This window comes from Agarivorans sp. QJM3NY_29 (assembly GCF_050870835.2).
GTDB lineage: Bacteria > Pseudomonadota > Gammaproteobacteria > Enterobacterales > Celerinatantimonadaceae > Agarivorans.
Window position 1 is genome coordinate 20,048 of the sequence record NZ_CP194036.2, and the last position, 17,724, is coordinate 37,771.

Below are 17,724 nucleotides of genomic sequence, written 5' to 3' on the forward strand. Positions count from 1 at the left end.
ATTAGCCTTGTGTCGCGTAGTAAGTTTCGCCTGCTGCGGCTTTGGCGCGTAGGCCGTCTGTAACCTGGTAGAGTGGTCCGAGAGCTGCGTACTGGTCGGCCAAGGCGACATATTCAGCCAAGCCCATGCTATCGAGGTAGCGAAATACCCCGCCACGGAACGGTGGAAAACCTAAACCATAAACCAAGGCCATGTCTGCCTCTCCGGGGCTCTGCACAATGCCTTCCTCTAAGCAACGCACCACTTCGTTAATCATCGGAATCATCATCCGGGCAATAATTTGCTGGCTGCTGTAATCTTGGCTTTGCGGGCTGAGTGCCGTGAGTAGCTGATAAGTACTTGGGTCGGCATCTTTTTTGGGTTTACCTCTTTGATCTTTGGTATAGGCATAGAAACCCAATCCATTTTTTTGACCAAAGCGTTGCGCCTGATACATTAGATCAATGGCATCTTCGCCGACTTTGCTCATTCGCTCAGGAAAACCCTCGGCCATCACCGCACCGGCGTGGTGGCCTGTATCAATCCCCACAACATCTAATAAGTAAGCGGGGCCCATTGGCCAGCCAAATTGTTTTTCCATGATCTTATCTACTTTGACAAAATCTGCGCCATCTTGAATGAGGCGGCTAAAGCCAAAAAAGTAGGGAAATAACACCCGATTAACAAAGAAACCCGGGCAATCATTGACTACCACCGGGGTTTTCCCCATCTTGGCTGCATAGGCCACCACACTGTCGATGGTTGCTTGCGAGCTGTGTTTGCCACGGATCACTTCTACCAGTGGCATGCGATGTACTGGATTGAAAAAATGCATCCCACAGAATTTGTCTGGGCGACAGAGATTGTCAGCTAACAAAGAGATTGGAATGGTTGAAGTATTTGAAACAATGATGGTGTTTTCACTCACATGTTGTTCTACTTCTTTGAGTACCGCTGCTTTGATTTTGGGATTTTCAACCACCGCTTCTACCACAATATTGCTATTCGCGAGCGATTGGTAGTTTAAACTTGGTTGAATGGCCGATAGAACCTTAGCCATTTTTAGGCCATCAATGCGACCGCGTTCCAGTTGTTTATTGAGTAATTTGCTGGCTTCGTTCATGCCTAAATCTAAAGCCGCCTGATTGATGTCTTTCATTACTGCGGGTACACCACGACTGGCACTTTGGTAGGCAATACCGCCCCCCATAATACCTGCACCGAGTACCGCTGCTTGCTCAATTCGCTGGGCGTTTTTACTGGACTTCTTGGCCAAAGCTTTAAGCTGTTGATCGTTTAAGAAGATACCAACCAATGCTTGCGCGACATCCGATTGAGCCAAACCGATGAAGTTTTTGCCTTCTAGCGCTAATGCTTCTGTACGTTTAAAACTGGCTGCTTTTTCAATGGTCGAGACTGCAGTCATGGGAGCAGGGTAGTGAGGTCCGGCTTTGGCCATCACCAACCCTTTGGCACAGTTAAAGCTCATCATTGCTTCAACTTTATTTAAATTGAGTGGACTGAGCTTTACTTGGCGTCGCTCTTGCCAATCAATTTTGCCGGTAATTGCATCTTCAAGCATACTCAAAGCGGCTGATTTGAGGTTATCGGGGTGAACCATCGCATCAAGTGCAGCAAATTTGAGTGCTTCGGCAGCCTTATAAGTTTTACCGGTGGTGATCCATTCCATGGCGTTATCGGCACCAATCACCCGTGGCAATCGCACGGTGCCACCAAAACCCGGCATAATACCCAGTTGAGTTTCTGGCAGACCGATGCTGGCGTTACTGTCAGCAACCCGCAAGTCGGTAGCAAGAATGAGCTCACAACCACCGCCTAGCGCAAAGCCATTAATTGCCGAAATAGTTGGCACATTAAGATCTTCTAAGGCGTTAAAAATATCATTTGCTTTGGTGAGCCACGCGGCGAGTTCAGCCTCGGGAAGCGCAAATAAGCCTAAGAACTCGGTGATGTCAGCGCCCACGATGAAGCTATCTTTGCTCGAGCTGACTAATAAGCCTGTTAATTCACTTTGTTGCTGCAAGGTCTCTATCGCTTCTGCTAAAGAGATTAACGTGCTGCGGTCTAATTTATTGACACTTCCTTTGTTGGCATCGAATGTTAATTCAGCGATGCCAGCGGCAATATAGCGAACACTCAGGTTCTCGCCTTGATATATCATTCTGCTCTCCTTGTTGCTGATGTACATAGCACCAGTTTTGTGTAGGGACTAGAGGTTAAATATGTAATCAAGTTGTTACTCAAACATTAAAGCAAATATAACGCTCATTTTAAACACTTGTTTGATAATTTGTTGTTTGTGGCACAAAAGGTCGCTGTAAACACGAGTAAATAAAATTAAGTCATGCTAAATTAAATGCTCTAGATCCAACTATGTTTGTGTTAAATGCGCTATAACTAACAAGCTAACTAATAGTCGTAGGGAGAGTGTAATGCCAACTATTCAACAACTGTTTACCCAGCATATAGAGCAGTTACAGTTGCGGGTTGCCGATGTATTAGAGCGCGAGCAATTAGAGGCTTTAATCATTCACTCTGGCTATCCTTTGCGAATTTTTTTGGATGATCAGCATTACCCTTTTCAAACCAATCCTCACTTTAAACATTGGTTGCCTTTAACCGAGCATCCGCATTGTTGGTTAGTGGTCAACGGTGTTGATAAGCCGACGCTGATTTATCATCAAGCGAGCGATTACTGGCATAAGGCTACTTCCAGCCCTAGTGGATTTTGGGTCGACTTTTTTGACATCCGAGTGATGAAGCATCCACAAGATATCGAGCCTTTTTTGCCGAAACAACGACAACGCTGCGCCTATATTGGGGAGCATCCTGAATTAGCCGAAGCTTTGGAAATTGGTGAACGCAATCCAGAGTTGGTTTTAAATTACTTACATTATTACCGTGCTTATAAAACTGATTACGAGTTAGAGTGTATTCAGGAAGCGAATCATCGTGCGGTGAAAGCGCATCTAGTCGCCAAGGAGCTGTTTTTGGCGGGTGCATCAGAATTTGAAATGAACTTGGCTTACCTCTCAAGCTTAGGGCGAGGTGAGCACTCACTTCCTTACGCTAATATTATAGCTTTAAATGAAAACGCCTCCATATTGCATTACACCGCTTTAAGTGCCAGTAAGTTAGCCGAGCAAAAACGTTATTCATTGTTAATTGACGCGGGGGCCGAGTACCGCGGCTATGCTGCCGATATCACCCGCAGTTATGCTTATAGAAAAGGTTTATTTGCAGAGCTGGTGCTGGAAATGGATATATTACAACAATCGCTGGTGAACGATCTGAAACCGGGTTATCGCTATACCGATTTACACCTTAAAGCGCATCGTAAATTGGCCAAATTGCTGGTGGATTTTGAATTTGTTTATTGTAGTGCCGCAGCAGCTGTTGAAACGGGAATTACCCGTTGTTTTTTTCCTCACGGTTTGGGCCATCACCTTGGTTTACAAGTGCACGATGTGGGCGGTTTGATGCAAGATGAAGATGGTACGGTACTCGCGGCTCCAACTCTCGATCCCTTTCTGCGTTGTACCCGCATGCTGGAACCTCGACAAGTACTGACAATTGAGCCTGGTCTTTATTTTATCCCTTCTTTATTAGCCGAATTGGCTGAATCTGAGCACACTCGCTTGATTAATTGGTCTCGGGTTGATGAAATGCGCCGCTTTGGTGGGATCCGTATCGAAGATAATGTGGTAATTACCGCGTTGAGTTGTGACAACTTAACGCGTGCGGGCAATTGGAGTTAAACATTCAAACTGATAGTTATTTACGTCCCTCGCAGTTGGTAAGCCGAGAACAAGAAATTAAGCGTAGTCGTTTTATTAGTATTATCGCGCCAGTAGCGGATCGTCGGCAGGCCCAACAACAGCTTGCTGAGATAAAGTCGCAGCATCTTCAGGCGCGTCATCATTGCTGGGCGTTTATTGCCGGCCATCCTCTGGATTCTCAGTGCTTAGGTTTTAGTGATGATGGAGAACCTTCTGGTACCGCGGGAAAACCGATGTTAGCGCAGTTACAAGGCCGCGGCTTAGGCCAAATATTAGCGGTGGTGGTTCGTTATTCTGGAGGCATCAAGTTGGGGACTGGGGGCTTAGTCAGGGCTTATGGTGGTGGCGTACAACAAGCATTAAAATTACTGCAAACTGAACCCGTAATTGGTTGTGGATGTTGTGATCTAGAATTTGATTACGCCTTTACGACTCAAGTAGAAATGTTGCTGAATAAGGTTCAAGGGGTAAAACTGGAGACCGAATTTAGCAATCAGGCAAAAATGCAGGTGAGTTTACCAATCAGTGAATATGCTGGATTTAAACAACAGCTGATTAATTTATCGAGTGGGCAAATTGTCGTGACTAAGCTACGTGCTTAAGTTGTCATAGGTGATGCTTTACTTCAAGATATACAGCATTATCTCAATCTAATAAGAGAAACAATACCGATGCAAATCAGGGCGATAGTTAGGATCGTCGGATTACTTGTGATGCTATTTAGCCTCACCATGATTATTCCGGCCGTTGTCGCTGCGGTATATAAAGACGGTGCCGGTAAAGCCTTTATGGCTGCTTTTGCTATCTGTATTAGCGCTGGGTTTCTATTATGGTTTCCACAGCGGCAACAAAAAACAGAGCTAAAGGCTAAAGAAGGCTTTCTAATTGTGGTGTTGTTTTGGACGGTGTTGGGGAGTGTTGCGGCCTTACCTTTTATCTTGTCCGAACAGCCAAATATGAGTATCACCGATTCTTTCTTTGAATCGTTCTCTGGGCTCACGACCACCGGCGCGACAGTTATTGTCGGGATTGAATATTTGCCGAAAGCGATTTTGTTTTACCGGCAAATGCTGCAATGGTTAGGAGGGATGGGGATCATCGTTTTGGCAGTGGCTGTTTTGCCGATCCTCGGTGTTGGAGGAATGCAGCTTTACCGCGCGGAAATTCCTGGTCCAGTCAAAGATAAAAAAATGACCCCGCGGATCGCCGAGACCGCCAAGGTGCTTTGGTATATCTATTTATTTTTAACGGTGAGTTGTGGGGTCGCATTCTGGCTGGCCGGAATGTCAATATTTGATGCCGTTTGTCATGCTTTTTCAACTATCGCGATTGGTGGGTTTTCTACGTATGATGCTAGTTTAGGGCATTTTGACAGCGCCTTAATTAATACCATCTGTGCGGTATTTTTAATTATCTCGGGGATTAACTTCTCGCTGCATTTTGCGGCCATCAACAGTAGAAGCATTACTTTTAAATACTATTTTCTCGATCCCGAATGCCGCGCCTTCTTCTTTATACAAATTTGTTTAACTTTAGTGTGTTTTGCAGTGTTACTGGGTCAACAAGTTTATGATTCAGCAGCATTTGCCTTAGACCAAGCTTTTGTTCAATCGGTCTCTATTTCTACAACCGCTGGGTTTACCACCACCAGTTTCTCTGAGTGGCCGCTGTTCCTACCCGTGTTATTAGTTTTTTCTAGCTTCATTGGTGGCTGTGCGGGTTCTACTGGCGGGGGACTCAAAGTGATTCGGGTTTTCTTATTGAGTTTACAAGGCATGCGTGAGTTAAAGCGTTTGGTACATCCTCGTGCGGTCTACCAAATTAAATTGGCCAATAAGGCGCTTCCTGACCGAGTATTAGAAGCGGTCTGGGGATTCTTTTCTGCGTATGCCCTCGTGTTTGTGATCTGTATGTTGTCATTGATAGCGGCGGGGATGGACGAGTTATCGGCGTTTTCAGCGGTGGTCGCCTGTTTGAATAACTTAGGCCCTGGTCTGGGTCAAGTCGCGGTACACTACTCAGATATTACCGATGCCAGTAAGTGGGTATTGTTGATTGCTATGTTATTTGGTCGCTTAGAAGTGTTTACCTTATTAGTACTATTCACTCCGGTTTTTTGGAAAAGTTAGTCATGAAATTATTGGTGTTATATTCAAGTTGTGAGGGTCAAACCTTAAAAATTGCTCAGCATATCGTTGCCCAACAAGCCGAGCCAGATGTTCAGGTCGACTATGTCTCACTTGACCAGAGGACAAGCTGGCCAGATCTCAGTCAATACACCAAGGTTCTGATTGGTGCCTCAATCCGTTATGGTAAGTTTCGTCCGCAGTTGTTTGAATATCTGGCGACCTATCAAAAGTCGCTGGCAAAAATGCCGGTGGCTTTTTTTGGTGTATGTCTAACGGCTCGTAAACCAGAAAAGAGTCGTCCAGAAACCAGCGTCTATATGCAGAAGCTAAATCACAATGCCGCTTGGATGCCAAATTTGCAGGCGATATTTGCAGGCGCGCTGCTTTATTCACGTTATAACTGGTGGCAGACTCTCATTATCCAGTTGATCATGAAAATAACGGGTGGCAGTACCGATACTAGTCAAGATATAGAGTTAACCGATTGGGCAAAGGTTAATCAATTCTCCATTTTGTTTGGCAAGCTGAGTAATAAAAGCGCAAGTTGATGGTTTTTTGTAAGCGGCTGTATAAGCTTTGAGCAGTTAAACAAAAAACTGTGATTTTCTTCAAAAAAGGCTTGCACCGTAAGCGCGGATCCCTATAATGCGACTCCACTGACACGGCGGGCAGCACGCAATAGCGCAGCAGCAAGCGGTCAGGGTTGGTAAGGCCTGAGGCTTTATTAGCGACGGTTAAACGCTTCAAACTTTCCTTAGGAAACTTCTTCGGAAAAGATTGAAAAAAGCGGTTGACAGTCACCGAGGATGGCGTAGAATGCGCACCTCGCTTCGCAAGAAGCAACGCTCTTTAACAATTTATCAAGCAATCTGTGTGAGCACTCACAGAGCACTAAGCGAAAAAAATTAGCTTAAGTGGACTGGAGTGACACACTGTTTTAACAGTAATAATTTCAGTATTTACTTTGAGCGAAAAAACTTTGATTGAAGAGTTTGATCATGGCTCAGATTGAACGCTGGCGGCAGGCTTAACACATGCAAGTCGAGCGGTAACATTTCTAGCTTGCTAGAAGATGACGAGCGGCGGACGGGTGAGTAATGCTTGGGAATATGCCTTTACGTGGGGGACAACAGTTGGAAACGACTGCTAATACCGCATAATGTCTTCGGACCAAAGGAGGGGACTCTTCGGAGCCTTTCGCGTAGAGATTAGCCCAAGTGGGATTAGCTAGTTGGTGGGGTAATGGCTCACCAAGGCGACGATCCCTAGCTGGTTTGAGAGGATGATCAGCCACACTGGGACTGAGACACGGCCCAGACTCCTACGGGAGGCAGCAGTGGGGAATATTGCACAATGGGCGAAAGCCTGATGCAGCCATGCCGCGTGTGTGAAGAAGGCCTTCGGGTTGTAAAGCACTTTCAGTTGTGAGGAAGGCAATATGCTTAATACGTATATTGTTTGACGTTAGCGACAGAAGAAGGACCGGCTAACTCCGTGCCAGCAGCCGCGGTAATACGGAGGGTCCGAGCGTTAATCGGAATTACTGGGCGTAAAGCGTACGCAGGCGGCTTTTTAAGCCAGATGTGAAATCCCCGGGCTCAACCTGGGAATGGCATTTGGAACTGGGAAGCTAGAGTTTTGTAGAGGGTGGTAGAATTTCAGGTGTAGCGGTGAAATGCGTAGAGATCTGAAGGAATACCAGTGGCGAAGGCGGCCACCTGGACAAAAACTGACGCTCATGTACGAAAGCGTGGGGAGCAAACAGGATTAGATACCCTGGTAGTCCACGCCGTAAACGATGTCTACTAGTTGTCTGTGGGTTTAACCCGTGGGTAACGCAGCTAACGCATTAAGTAGACCGCCTGGGGAGTACGGCCGCAAGGTTAAAACTCAAATGAATTGACGGGGGCCCGCACAAGCGGTGGAGCATGTGGTTTAATTCGATGCAACGCGAAGAACCTTACCTGCCCTTGACATACTAAGAACTTTCCAGAGATGGATTGGTGCCTTCGGGAGCTTAGATACAGGTGCTGCATGGCTGTCGTCAGCTCGTGTCGTGAGATGTTGGGTTAAGTCCCGCAACGAGCGCAACCCTTATCCTTATTTGCCAGCACGTGATGGTGGGAACTCTAGGGAGACTGCCGGTGATAAACCGGAGGAAGGTGGGGACGACGTCAAGTCATCATGGCCCTTACGGGCAGGGCTACACACGTGCTACAATGGCATGTACAGAGGGATGCGACCTCGCGAGAGCAAGCGGACCCCAGAAAGCATGTCGTAGTCCGGATCGGAGTCTGCAACTCGACTCCGTGAAGTCGGAATCGCTAGTAATCGTGGATCAGAATGCCACGGTGAATACGTTCCCGGGCCTTGTACACACCGCCCGTCACACCATGGGAGTGGGCTGCAAAAGAAGTGGGTAGTTTAACCTTCGGGAGGACGCTCACCACTTTGTGGTTCATGACTGGGGTGAAGTCGTAACAAGGTAGCCCTAGGGGAACCTGGGGCTGGATCACCTCCTTATTATGAACGTTTATGTTTTGTGACGTGTTCACACAGATTGCTTGATAGAAAGTAGAGAGAAGTTGACACCTGTTTAGGTCTGTAGCTCAGCTGGTTAGAGCGCACCCCTGATAAGGGTGAGGTCGGCAGTTCAAGTCTGCCCAGACCTACCAAGGTGCAACTTTTAGTAAGAAATGGGGCTATAGCTCAGCTGGGAGAGCGCCTGCCTTGCACGCAGGAGGTCTGCGGTTCGATCCCGCATAGCTCCACCACTTCTTACCTAAAAACCAAAGATAAGTCGCCAAAAGATGGCCATTTAGCTTTGGTTTTTTTATGAACCAATGCTCTTTAACAATTTGGAAAAGCTGATAAAAAAATATCTCAAAAATACGAGTTAAATAACAAGTGTTTTTGGTATTCAAAAAATAAGGTGATCGTACTCGAGTGGCAGGATTTATACAGCCTGACCATTCAAGTGATTTAAGCGACAACATTTAGGTGTTGTATGGTTAAGTGACTAAGCGTATACGGTGGATGCCTTGGCAGTCAGAGGCGATGAAGGACGTGTTAATCTGCGATAAGCCATGTTGAGTCGATAAAAGACGTAATAGACATGGATTTCCGAATGGGGAAACCCACTGCATTTTATGCAGTATCGTAACGTGAATACATAGCGTTGCGAGGCGAACCCGGGGAACTGAAACATCTAAGTACCCGGAGGAAAAGAAATCAACCGAGATTCTGGTAGTAGCGGCGAGCGAACCCGGATTAGCCCTTAAGCTTCTTATAATTTAGTGGAACAAGCTGGAAAGTTTGGCCGTAGCGGGTGATAGCCCCGTACACGAAAGGTGATTTGAAGTGAAAACGAGTAGGACGGCACACGTGATATGTTGTCTGAATATGGGGGGACCATCCTCCAAGGCTAAATACTCCTGACTGACCGATAGTGAACCAGTACCGTGAGGGAAAGGCGAAAAGAACCCCTGTGAGGGGAGTGAAATAGAACCTGAAACCGTATACGTACAAGCAGTGGGAGCCTCTTTGTGGGGTGACTGCGTACCTTTTGTATAATGGGTCAACGACTTAATTTCAGTAGCAAGGTTAAGCGAATAGCGGAGCCGTAGGGAAACCGAGTGTTAACTGCGCGCATAGTTGCTGGGATTAGACCCGAAACCCGGTGATCTAGCCATGGGCAGGTTGAAGATTGGGTAACACCAATTGGAGGACCGAACCGACTAATGTTGAAAAATTAGCGGATGACTTGTGGCTGGGGGTGAAAGGCCAATCAAACCGGGAGATAGCTGGTTCTCCTCGAAAGCTATTTAGGTAGCGCCTCGGACGAATACTAGTGGGGGTAGAGCACTGTTAAGGCTAGGGGGTCATCCCGACTTACCAACCCTTTGCAAACTCCGAATACCACTAAGTACTATCCGGGAGACACACGGCGGGTGCTAACGTCCGTCGTGAAAAGGGAAACAACCCAGACCGTCAGCTAAGGTCCCAAAGTCATAGCTAAGTGGGAAACGATGTGGGAAGGCTTAGACAGCCAGGATGTTGGCTTAGAAGCAGCCATCATTTAAAGAAAGCGTAATAGCTCACTGGTCGAGTCGGCCTGCGCGGAAGATGTAACGGGGCTAAGCTATGCACCGAAGCTACGGGTACTTGCTTTGCAAGTGCGGTAGAGGAGCGTTCTGTAAGCCGTTGAAGGTGATTCGTAAGGATTGCTGGAGGTATCAGAAGTGCGAATGTTGACATGAGTAACGATAAAGGGGGTGAAAAGCCCCCTCGCCGAAAGACCAAGGTTTCCTGTTCAATGTTAATCAGAGCAGGGTGAGTCGGCCCCTAAGGCGAGACTGAAAAGTGTAGTCGATGGGAAACAGGTTAATATTCCTGTACTTCGTATAATTGCGATGGGAGGACGGAGAAGGCTAGGCCAGCGCGGCGATTGGTAGTCCGCGTTTAAGGTTGTAGGCTGGACACTTAGGAAAATCCGGGTGTCTAAGGCTGAGGATTGATGACGAGTCACTAAGGTGATGAAGTGGTTGATGCCCTGCTTCCAGGAAAAGTCTCTAAGCTTCAGATTATACGAAACCGTACCCCAAACCGACACAGGTGGTTGGGTAGAGAATACCAAGGCGCTTGAGAGAACTCGGGTGAAGGAACTAGGCAAAATGGTACCGTAACTTCGGGAGAAGGTACGCTGCTGTTGGTGATGGGACTTGCTCCCTAAGCTGACGGCAGTCGCAGATACCAGTTGGCTGCAACTGTTTATTAAAAACACAGCACTGTGCTAAATCGAAAGATGACGTATACGGTGTGACGCCTGCCCGGTGCCGGAAGGTTAATTGATGTGGTTAGCGCAAGCGAAGCTATTGATCGAAGCCCCGGTAAACGGCGGCCGTAACTATAACGGTCCTAAGGTAGCGAAATTCCTTGTCGGGTAAGTTCCGACCTGCACGAATGGCGTAATGATGGCCAAGCTGTCTCCACCCGAGACTCAGTGAAATTGAAATTGCCGTGAAGATGCGGTGTACCCGCGGCTAGACGGAAAGACCCCGTGAACCTTTACTACAGCTTGACACTGAACATTGACCCTACATGTGTAGGATAGGTGGGAGGCTTTGAAGCGTTGTCGCTAGATGATGTGGAGCCGACCTTGAAATACCACCCTTGTAGTGTTGATGTTCTAACGTTGTCCCGTTATCCGGGATGCGGACAGTGTCTGGTGGGTAGTTTGACTGGGGCGGTCTCCTCCCAAAGAGTAACGGAGGAGCACGAAGGTTGGCTAAGTACGGTCGGACATCGTACGGTTAGTGCAATGGCATAAGCCAGCTTAACTGCGAGACAGACACGTCGAGCAGGTACGAAAGTAGGTCATAGTGATCCGGTGGTTCTGTATGGAAGGGCCATCGCTCAACGGATAAAAGGTACTCCGGGGATAACAGGCTGATACCGCCCAAGAGTTCATATCGACGGCGGTGTTTGGCACCTCGATGTCGGCTCATCACATCCTGGGGCTGAAGTCGGTCCCAAGGGTATGGCTGTTCGCCATTTAAAGTGGTACGCGAGCTGGGTTTAGAACGTCGTGAGACAGTTCGGTCCCTATCTGCCGTGGGCGTTTGAGAATTGAAGGGAGCTGCTCCTAGTACGAGAGGACCGGAGTGGACGAACCGCTGGTGTTTGGGTTGTTATGCCAATAGCATTGCCCAGTAGCTACGTTCGGAACTGATAACCGCTGAAAGCATCTAAGCGGGAAGCAGGCCTTGAGATTAATTCTCACTAGGACTTTAAGTCCTCTGAAGGGCCGTTGGAGACTACAACGTTGATAGGCAAGGTGTGTAAGTGCTGTGAGGCATTGAGCTAACTTGTACTAATTACCCGTGAGGCTTAACCATACAACACCTAAAGGGTGTTGCTTATAGATACTTTATTTTAGAACCAAGAGTGCTTGTTATGCTCGTGGGATATATCAGTTTTTTCGAATGTTAAAGACAACAAGTTTTTGCCTGGTGGCAATAGCGTTGTGGAACCACCTGAACCCATGCCGAACTCAGAAGTGAAACGCAACTGCGCCGATGATAGTGTGGGGTCTCCCCATGTGAAAGTAGGTCACTGCCAGGCACCTATACTAAGCCCTCGTCTGACGACGAGGGCTTTTTTATTGCCTGAGATTTAGCAAGGGCAGCCAAGGCGAACCGATGTTCATGAACAAGCCATGTGAAAGTCGGCTGGATATCGCCAGACACCGATTGAGAGAAAGCCTATCTTTACGGATAGGCTTTTTTTATGTCTGGGATTTAGCAATGCTGCATCGCGCAGTTAACGCGAAGGTTTTATTCGTGAGCAGGATGGGACGCTTCGAAAATGTGTGCGTTTTTAGGCCGAAGTCGAAGCGTTTATGCGTGTTCGTATCACCATTTTTATATTTGCTGCATGTGATTTTTAGTGACTCGCTAAATCCTTTGGTACAATAGGGCTTGCATGTTGCTTTTTATCAAGAAAAATATAAATGACCCCACGTTTTACTCGTAATCGTTCGCTTCGCTCATTGCCTCAAATTGCTCAAGATCCGAGTCAATTTATGACTTTATTTAGCGCCGAAGACTACCGCATCAGATTGCTGCAGTTAATCTCTCAGGCTCGTTCTCGAATTTATATTGTGGCTTTATATTTGGAAGATGACTTGGCGGGGCGCTCAGTGATGGATGCCTTATATCAGGCAAAGCAGCAACGACCGGAACTGCAGATTAAGGTGTTGGTTGATTGGCATCGTGCACAACGCGGTTTAATTGGTGAACAACAGGCTCAAGGTAATGCGGCAATGTATCGGGAGTACGCTGCTAAGTATCCCGGCTTAATTGAGATTTCGGGGGTACCTGTAAGCAATCGAGAGCTATTCGGGGTATTACATCTGAAGGGAAGTATCATCGACGATACGATCATTTATAGTGGTGCCAGTATTAACGATATCTATTTAGCTCAGCAGCAGCGTTATCGTTTCGATCGTTACCAATTAATTGGTAACTCAGATCTCGCAAATGCGATGGTTGAATATTTAGAACAAGTACTACTGGCGACTCGTGCGGTGACTAGTTTATCGGTAGCCAATCCAGCCTCAACTCGGTCGCTTAAATCGTCGATCAGGCGTTTACGCTTGTCTTTACAGCGGCAACAGTACCAATTTCACGCTCAACAACTAAATGCGCAGCAACTTGGAATTACTCCACTCATCGGTTTGGGTCGGCGACGCAACTTATTAAATAAAACCATTAAGCTATTAATGTCTAAGGCTAAACAACAGCTTACTATTTGTACGCCGTATTTTAATCCTCCCCGTAGTCTGCGTCGTGAAGTTGCTAAGGCGCTTAGTCGCGGGGTGCGAGTGCACTTGATTGTGGGTGATAAAACAGCCAGTGACTTTTATAGTGAGCCTAGCGAAAAGTTTAAGGTGATCCACGCTTTGCCTTATCTGTATGAAGTAACGCTCCGTAATTTTATTAAGGGCAAGCAAGCATTTTTGGCGAGTGGACAGCTGACCGTGAACGTTTGGCAACATGCTAACAATAGCTTTCATTTGAAAGGATTATGGGTCGATCAACGATATGCCTTACTCACTGGTAATAATCTGAATCCTAGAGCTTGGAATCTGGACTTAGAGAATGGCTTGTTAGTGGATGATCCACATGCTTTACTCGAACATCAGCGTCAGCAAGAACTACACAATATTCTGCAACATACTCAGCCAATTACTACACTGGCAGATATCGAGTCGCTTAATGATTACCCGAAACCAGTCAAACGTTTGCTGAAACGAATTGGCCGGGTGAAAGCCGACAGCCTACTCAAACAAATCTTATAAATAACAATGCCCAGCAAGATGCTGGGCATTACATAAAAAGCGTTGGGTGTCAGCGCTTAACTAGGGAAAGAAAAGTTAACACCTTCTCTTATCGATGAAGAAGGCCAGCGTTGAGTGATGGTTTTACGTTTGGTATAAAACCGCACGGAATCTGGGCCATAGGCATGTAAATCACCAAACAATGAACGTTTCCAGCCCCCAAAGCTGTGATATGACACAGGAACGGGCAGTGGAACGTTAATCCCGACCATTCCTACTTGAATGTTGTCCGAGAAATAGCGTGCCGCTTCACCGTCACGGGTATATAAACAAGTCCCGTTTCCGTATTCATGTGCATTAATTAAGTCCATGGCTTGTTGCATGTCATCAACTCGCACCACACATAATACAGGTCCAAAGATCTCTTCTTGATAGGCTTGCATGGCGGTGGTTACGTGGTCGATCAGAGTCCCCCCAACAAAGAAGCCTTTTGGATAACCACTCACCTGTGGGTTACGGCCATCAACTACTACGGTGGCCCCTGCTGCTTCTGCGCTGCTAATATACATCTGTACTTTATCGCGTTGTTGCTCGGTGATTAATGGGCCAAAGTCATTTTCTTGGTCAGAATATGCGCCGACTTTCAAACCTTGCATTGCTTCGGATAGCCCTGCCACTAACTTGTCTGCGACTTCATCGCCCACAGCAACTGCTACCGATAAGGCCATACAGCGTTCGCCTGAAGAACCAAATGCAGCCCCTAACAAAGAGTTCACGGCATTCTCTAGATCAGCATCAGGCATTACGATTGCGTGATTTTTTGCCCCGCCAAGGGCTTGGCAGCGTTTTCCATTTGCAGTCGCAGTACTGTAAATGTATTCAGCAATTGGGGTTGAACCGACAAAGCTTACCGCGGCAACTCGTGGGTCGCTTAATAGTGTATCAACCGCTTCTTTATCGCCATTCACGACATTGAATACACCAGCTGGTAAGCCTGCTTCGTGTAGTAATTCGGCAATGAATAAGGTGACGGATGGATCGCGTTCCGAAGGCTTTAATACAAAGGTATTGCCACACATCAGCGCCATAGGGAACATCCACATTGGCACCATCATTGGGAAATTAAATGGGGTTATACCAGCCACAACACCTAGTGCTTGGAATTCACTCCAAGAGTCGATATTAGGACCAACATTGCGAGAATGTTCGCCTTTGAGTAGCTCTGGTGCGCCACAGGCATATTCAACACATTCAATCCCGCGAGCCAGTTCGCCTTTTGCATCATGCACGATTTTACCGTGTTCTTTGCCGACTAATTCGCAGATCTTGTCTGCATGTTGTTCGAGTAAGGTCTTATAGCGAAACATAATTTGGCAACGTTTGGCTACAGGCGTATTACGCCAAGCTGGAAAAGCGGCTTCAGCGGCTGCGATCGCTTGCTCCACTGTGGCTTTTGGTGCGAGTGCGACTTGACTCGCTACTTCGCCAGTCGAAGGATTATAAACATCCTGTAAGCGAGTATATTCTGACTGGGTTTTACCATTAATTAAGTGACCAATAATAGACATGTAAGATTTCCTTGTGTGACTAGGCTTGGCCTGTCAATTGATGAATAGTATCGCCTAAGGCGTTAAATAAGCTGTCGATTTCTTCTTTGCTGACCGTAAAAGGAGGCGCAATTTGTATGGTATCGCCGCCATAGCGGACATAATAGCCCTGCTTCCACATCGATTGTGCGATTAAATATGGGTTGAGCGCGGGTTCACCGGGAGCGTGGGCAATACTAAGCCCAACAGCCATGCCCATATTGCGAACATCGGTCACCAGCGCTAGGCTCGCGAGCTGATGCGCGGCATGTTCCAGTACCGGGGACATTTCACGGACGCGTTCAAACATGTTGTCTCGTTGTAATAAATCCAGCGAAGCCAAACCTGCGGCACAGGCGATCGGGTGTGCCGAATAAGTATAACCGTGTGGCAGTTCTAGCATGTAGTCTGGGCCACCAGTTTCCATAAAGGTATCGTAAATTTCTTGTTTACAGGCGACCGCTCCCATGGGAATTACTCCATTGGTAAGCTGCTTGGCCATATTGATCATGTCTGGTGTCACCCCGCAAGCTTCTGCTCCGGTTTTATAACCGAGGCGACCGAAGGCACAAATGACCTCATCAAAAATCAGCAAAATTTGGTGTTGGTCGCAAATTTCACGTAAGCGTTGTAAGTAACCGACGGGTGGGGGGATGACGCCTGCACTGCCTGCCATGGGTTCAACAATTACGGCAGCGATGGTTGAGGCATCATGAACCGCGATCAAATCCAGTAAATCATTGGCAAGCTCGGCGCCTTGTTGAGGTTGCCCCTTGCTGAAGACATTTTCTGGCAAGACAGTAGAGCGCATATGGGCAACGTCGAGGCCGCTGCCAAATAGTGCGCGATTTGGCGCGATCCCTCCAACTGAAAGCCCACCATAGTTGACGCCGTGATAGCCTTTACCGCGGCCAATCAGCTTGGTTTTACCCGCGAGTCCTTTTTTACGCCAATAGGCGCGCGCAATTTTTAAAGAGGTATCAGCTGATTCTGAACCCGAGCCAGTAAAAAATATCCGATTTAGTCCTTCAGGCATAAATTCGGTGATTTTCTCCGCCAGTTGAAATGACCCCGGGTGGCCAAACTGAAAGGCTGGCGAGTAATCGAGCCGAGAAGCTTGATGGCTAATCGCATCGACGATCTCTTGGCGACCATGACCCAAGCCACAAGTCCATAAACCTGATAGACCATCAAAAATCTTGCGGCCATCGTCAGCAAAATAGTAATTACCCTTGGCATGGGTAATGATCCGTGGGTCCTTTTTAAATTGGCGATTGGCACTATATGCCATCCAATGGCAATCCAGTTGGTTCTGGCTAACACTTAACTCTTCATGATGCGCCATAGCTGACTCCCTCATAATATGTTTGAGATGGACTAAATATTTTGAAGCAGCTTATCGCTAGATCTGAGTTGCATAAATGTGTATCTTTCAATCTAAAGTTTCATAAATGCGAAACATTATGCAGCAGCGACTTGGACAATTAAGCGATATTGATTTACGACTACTCAAAGTATTTCGGGTGGTGGTGGAGTGTGGGGGGATATCGGCTGCCGAGGTGGAGCTTAATATTGGTCGTTCTACGATTAGCCGTCACGTGAAAGATTTAGAAATTCGCCTTGGGGTGAATCTTTGTCAGCGTGGGCGAGCAGGTTTTGTTTTAAGCCCAGAAGGGCAGCACGTCTATCAGTCCAGTTTACGCTTAATGGGCGCTTTAGACGAGTTTCGGGCTGACGTACAAAGTTTACATAGAGATATGACGGGTAATCTGGCGATTGCTTTGTTTGATAAAACGGTGACTAACCAGCAGGCAAAAATATCACAAGCCTTGCAGTTATTTGACCAGCGAGCACCTAAAGTCACGCTTGATCTTTATGTTGAAACCTTATCGGTGATCGAAAGTGGCGTGATTGAGGGGCGCTTTCATTTGGGGGTAGTGCCGGGGCAACGTCAGTCTGCGAGCCTCAATTATCAATTTTTGTTTGATGAACGGATGTCGCTTTATTGCGGTTATCATCATCCACTATTTTCACGCAGTGACATTACCATTGGTCCCGAGGAAATTGTTGGACAAAAATATGCTGGATTAGGACATCACTCGCCCAATATGGATACTTCACAACGTTTTGGTTTTCAGCGTCATGCCACCGCTTATGACCAGGAGGCAATTGCCACTTTATTGTTGTCGGGCAGTTACTTGGCATATTTGCCGGAACACTATGCACGTAGCTTCATTGAACAGGGCCTAATTCGGCCACTGGGTGGGGAGCAGTTCAGTTATCACTGTCCATTTTTAGCGGTGACACGTGTCTCCCCAAAACCTTCGCGTATTTTGGCTTGCTTTATCGAGTGCTTAACTCAGGTTCATCTGTCCAGCTAAGCCGCTACT

The 17,724-nt window shown here is 47.1% G+C and carries 9 protein-coding genes, 2 tRNA genes and 3 rRNA genes; 11 read left to right on the forward strand and 3 right to left on the reverse strand.

Annotated features, from left to right (window positions below):
* Window position 1: 1 nt before the first annotated feature.
* On the reverse strand, window positions 2-2,161 hold the full coding sequence (gene fadB, locus ACRRS0_RS00080) for a fatty acid oxidation complex subunit alpha FadB (protein ID WP_432455236.1): 2,160 nt from the start codon (window positions 2,159-2,161) through the stop codon (window positions 2-4).
* A 271-nt stretch (window positions 2,162-2,432) separates the two neighbouring features.
* On the opposite strand from fadB, the gene pepQ reads away from it, so the two are divergent.
* The 10 genes from pepQ to pssA all read left to right on the forward strand — a co-directional run bounded on the left by pepQ (window position 2,433) and on the right by pssA (window position 13,769).
* Window positions 2,433-3,758 (forward strand): Xaa-Pro dipeptidase, encoded by a 1,326-nt coding sequence (gene pepQ, locus ACRRS0_RS00085; RefSeq protein WP_432455235.1) that lies wholly within the window; start codon window positions 2,433-2,435, stop codon window positions 3,756-3,758.
* The gene (locus tag ACRRS0_RS00090; RefSeq protein ID WP_432455234.1) at window positions 3,749-4,381 is read left to right on the forward strand and encodes a YigZ family protein; all 633 of its coding nucleotides are present in this window, start codon (window positions 3,749-3,751) and stop codon (window positions 4,379-4,381) included. The genes pepQ and ACRRS0_RS00090 overlap by 10 nt, the downstream gene beginning before the upstream one ends.
* Window positions 4,382-4,450: 69 nt before the next feature.
* Window positions 4,451-5,908: a TrkH family potassium uptake protein gene (locus ACRRS0_RS00095; RefSeq protein ID WP_432455233.1), complete on the forward strand. Its 1,458-nt coding sequence runs from the start codon at window positions 4,451-4,453 to the stop codon at window positions 5,906-5,908.
* A gap of 2 nt (window positions 5,909-5,910) precedes the next feature.
* Entirely contained in the window at window positions 5,911-6,456 is a 546-nt protein-coding gene (gene hemG / locus ACRRS0_RS00100) for a menaquinone-dependent protoporphyrinogen IX dehydrogenase (protein ID WP_432455232.1), read from the forward strand.
* A gap of 432 nt (window positions 6,457-6,888) precedes the next feature.
* Window positions 6,889-8,431 (forward strand): 16S ribosomal RNA (locus tag ACRRS0_RS00105).
* Window positions 8,432-8,506: 75 nt separating this feature from the next.
* Window positions 8,507-8,583 (forward strand) — tRNA-Ile (locus ACRRS0_RS00110).
* Window positions 8,584-8,606: 23 nt separating this feature from the next.
* Window positions 8,607-8,682 (forward strand) — tRNA-Ala (locus ACRRS0_RS00115).
* Window positions 8,683-8,917: 235 nt separating this feature from the next.
* Window positions 8,918-11,805 (forward strand): 23S ribosomal RNA (locus ACRRS0_RS00120).
* Between the two features lie 110 nt (window positions 11,806-11,915).
* A 5S ribosomal RNA gene (gene rrf / locus ACRRS0_RS00125) occupies window positions 11,916-12,031 on the forward strand.
* The 16S, 23S and 5S rRNA genes sit together here with 2 tRNA genes alongside, the layout of an rRNA operon.
* A 388-nt stretch (window positions 12,032-12,419) precedes the next feature.
* The gene (gene pssA, locus ACRRS0_RS00130) at window positions 12,420-13,769 is read left to right on the forward strand and encodes a CDP-diacylglycerol--serine O-phosphatidyltransferase (RefSeq protein WP_432455231.1); all 1,350 of its coding nucleotides are present in this window, start codon (window positions 12,420-12,422) and stop codon (window positions 13,767-13,769) included.
* A 56-nt stretch (window positions 13,770-13,825) separates the two neighbouring features.
* Here pssA and ACRRS0_RS00135 read toward each other — a convergent pair whose 3' ends face one another.
* Together ACRRS0_RS00135 and ACRRS0_RS00140 are read right to left on the reverse strand one after the other, a co-directional pair.
* On the reverse strand, window positions 13,826-15,316 hold the full coding sequence (locus tag ACRRS0_RS00135; RefSeq protein WP_432455230.1) for a CoA-acylating methylmalonate-semialdehyde dehydrogenase: 1,491 nt from the start codon (window positions 15,314-15,316) through the stop codon (window positions 13,826-13,828).
* A gap of 19 nt (window positions 15,317-15,335) precedes the next feature.
* A complete protein-coding gene (locus tag ACRRS0_RS00140; protein WP_432455229.1) occupies window positions 15,336-16,679 on the reverse strand; it encodes an aspartate aminotransferase family protein in 1,344 nt (447 codons plus the stop codon).
* Window positions 16,680-16,785: 106 nt separating this feature from the next.
* Between ACRRS0_RS00140 and ACRRS0_RS00145 the strand changes: the two genes are divergently transcribed.
* Complete coding sequence (locus ACRRS0_RS00145) at window positions 16,786-17,715, forward strand: LysR family transcriptional regulator (RefSeq protein ID WP_432455228.1); 930 nt, start codon at window positions 16,786-16,788, stop codon at window positions 17,713-17,715.
* Window positions 17,716-17,724: the final 9 nt, after the last annotated feature.

Coding starts and splice junctions, on each gene's coding strand:
- pssA (WP_432455231.1), top strand. CDS start 12,420: ATGACCCCACGTTTTACTCGTAATCGTTCGCTTCGCTCATTGCCTCAA.
- fadB (WP_432455236.1), bottom strand. CDS start 2,161: ATGATATATCAAGGCGAGAACCTGAGTGTTCGCTATATTGCCGCTGGC.
- ACRRS0_RS00140 (WP_432455229.1), bottom strand. CDS start 16,679: ATGGCGCATCATGAAGAGTTAAGTGTTAGCCAGAACCAACTGGATTGC.
- hemG (WP_432455232.1), top strand. CDS start 5,911: ATGAAATTATTGGTGTTATATTCAAGTTGTGAGGGTCAAACCTTAAAA.
- ACRRS0_RS00095 (WP_432455233.1), top strand. CDS start 4,451: ATGCAAATCAGGGCGATAGTTAGGATCGTCGGATTACTTGTGATGCTA.
- ACRRS0_RS00135 (WP_432455230.1), bottom strand. CDS start 15,316: ATGTCTATTATTGGTCACTTAATTAATGGTAAAACCCAGTCAGAATAT.
- ACRRS0_RS00145 (WP_432455228.1), top strand. CDS start 16,786: ATGCGAAACATTATGCAGCAGCGACTTGGACAATTAAGCGATATTGAT.
- pepQ (WP_432455235.1), top strand. CDS start 2,433: ATGCCAACTATTCAACAACTGTTTACCCAGCATATAGAGCAGTTACAG.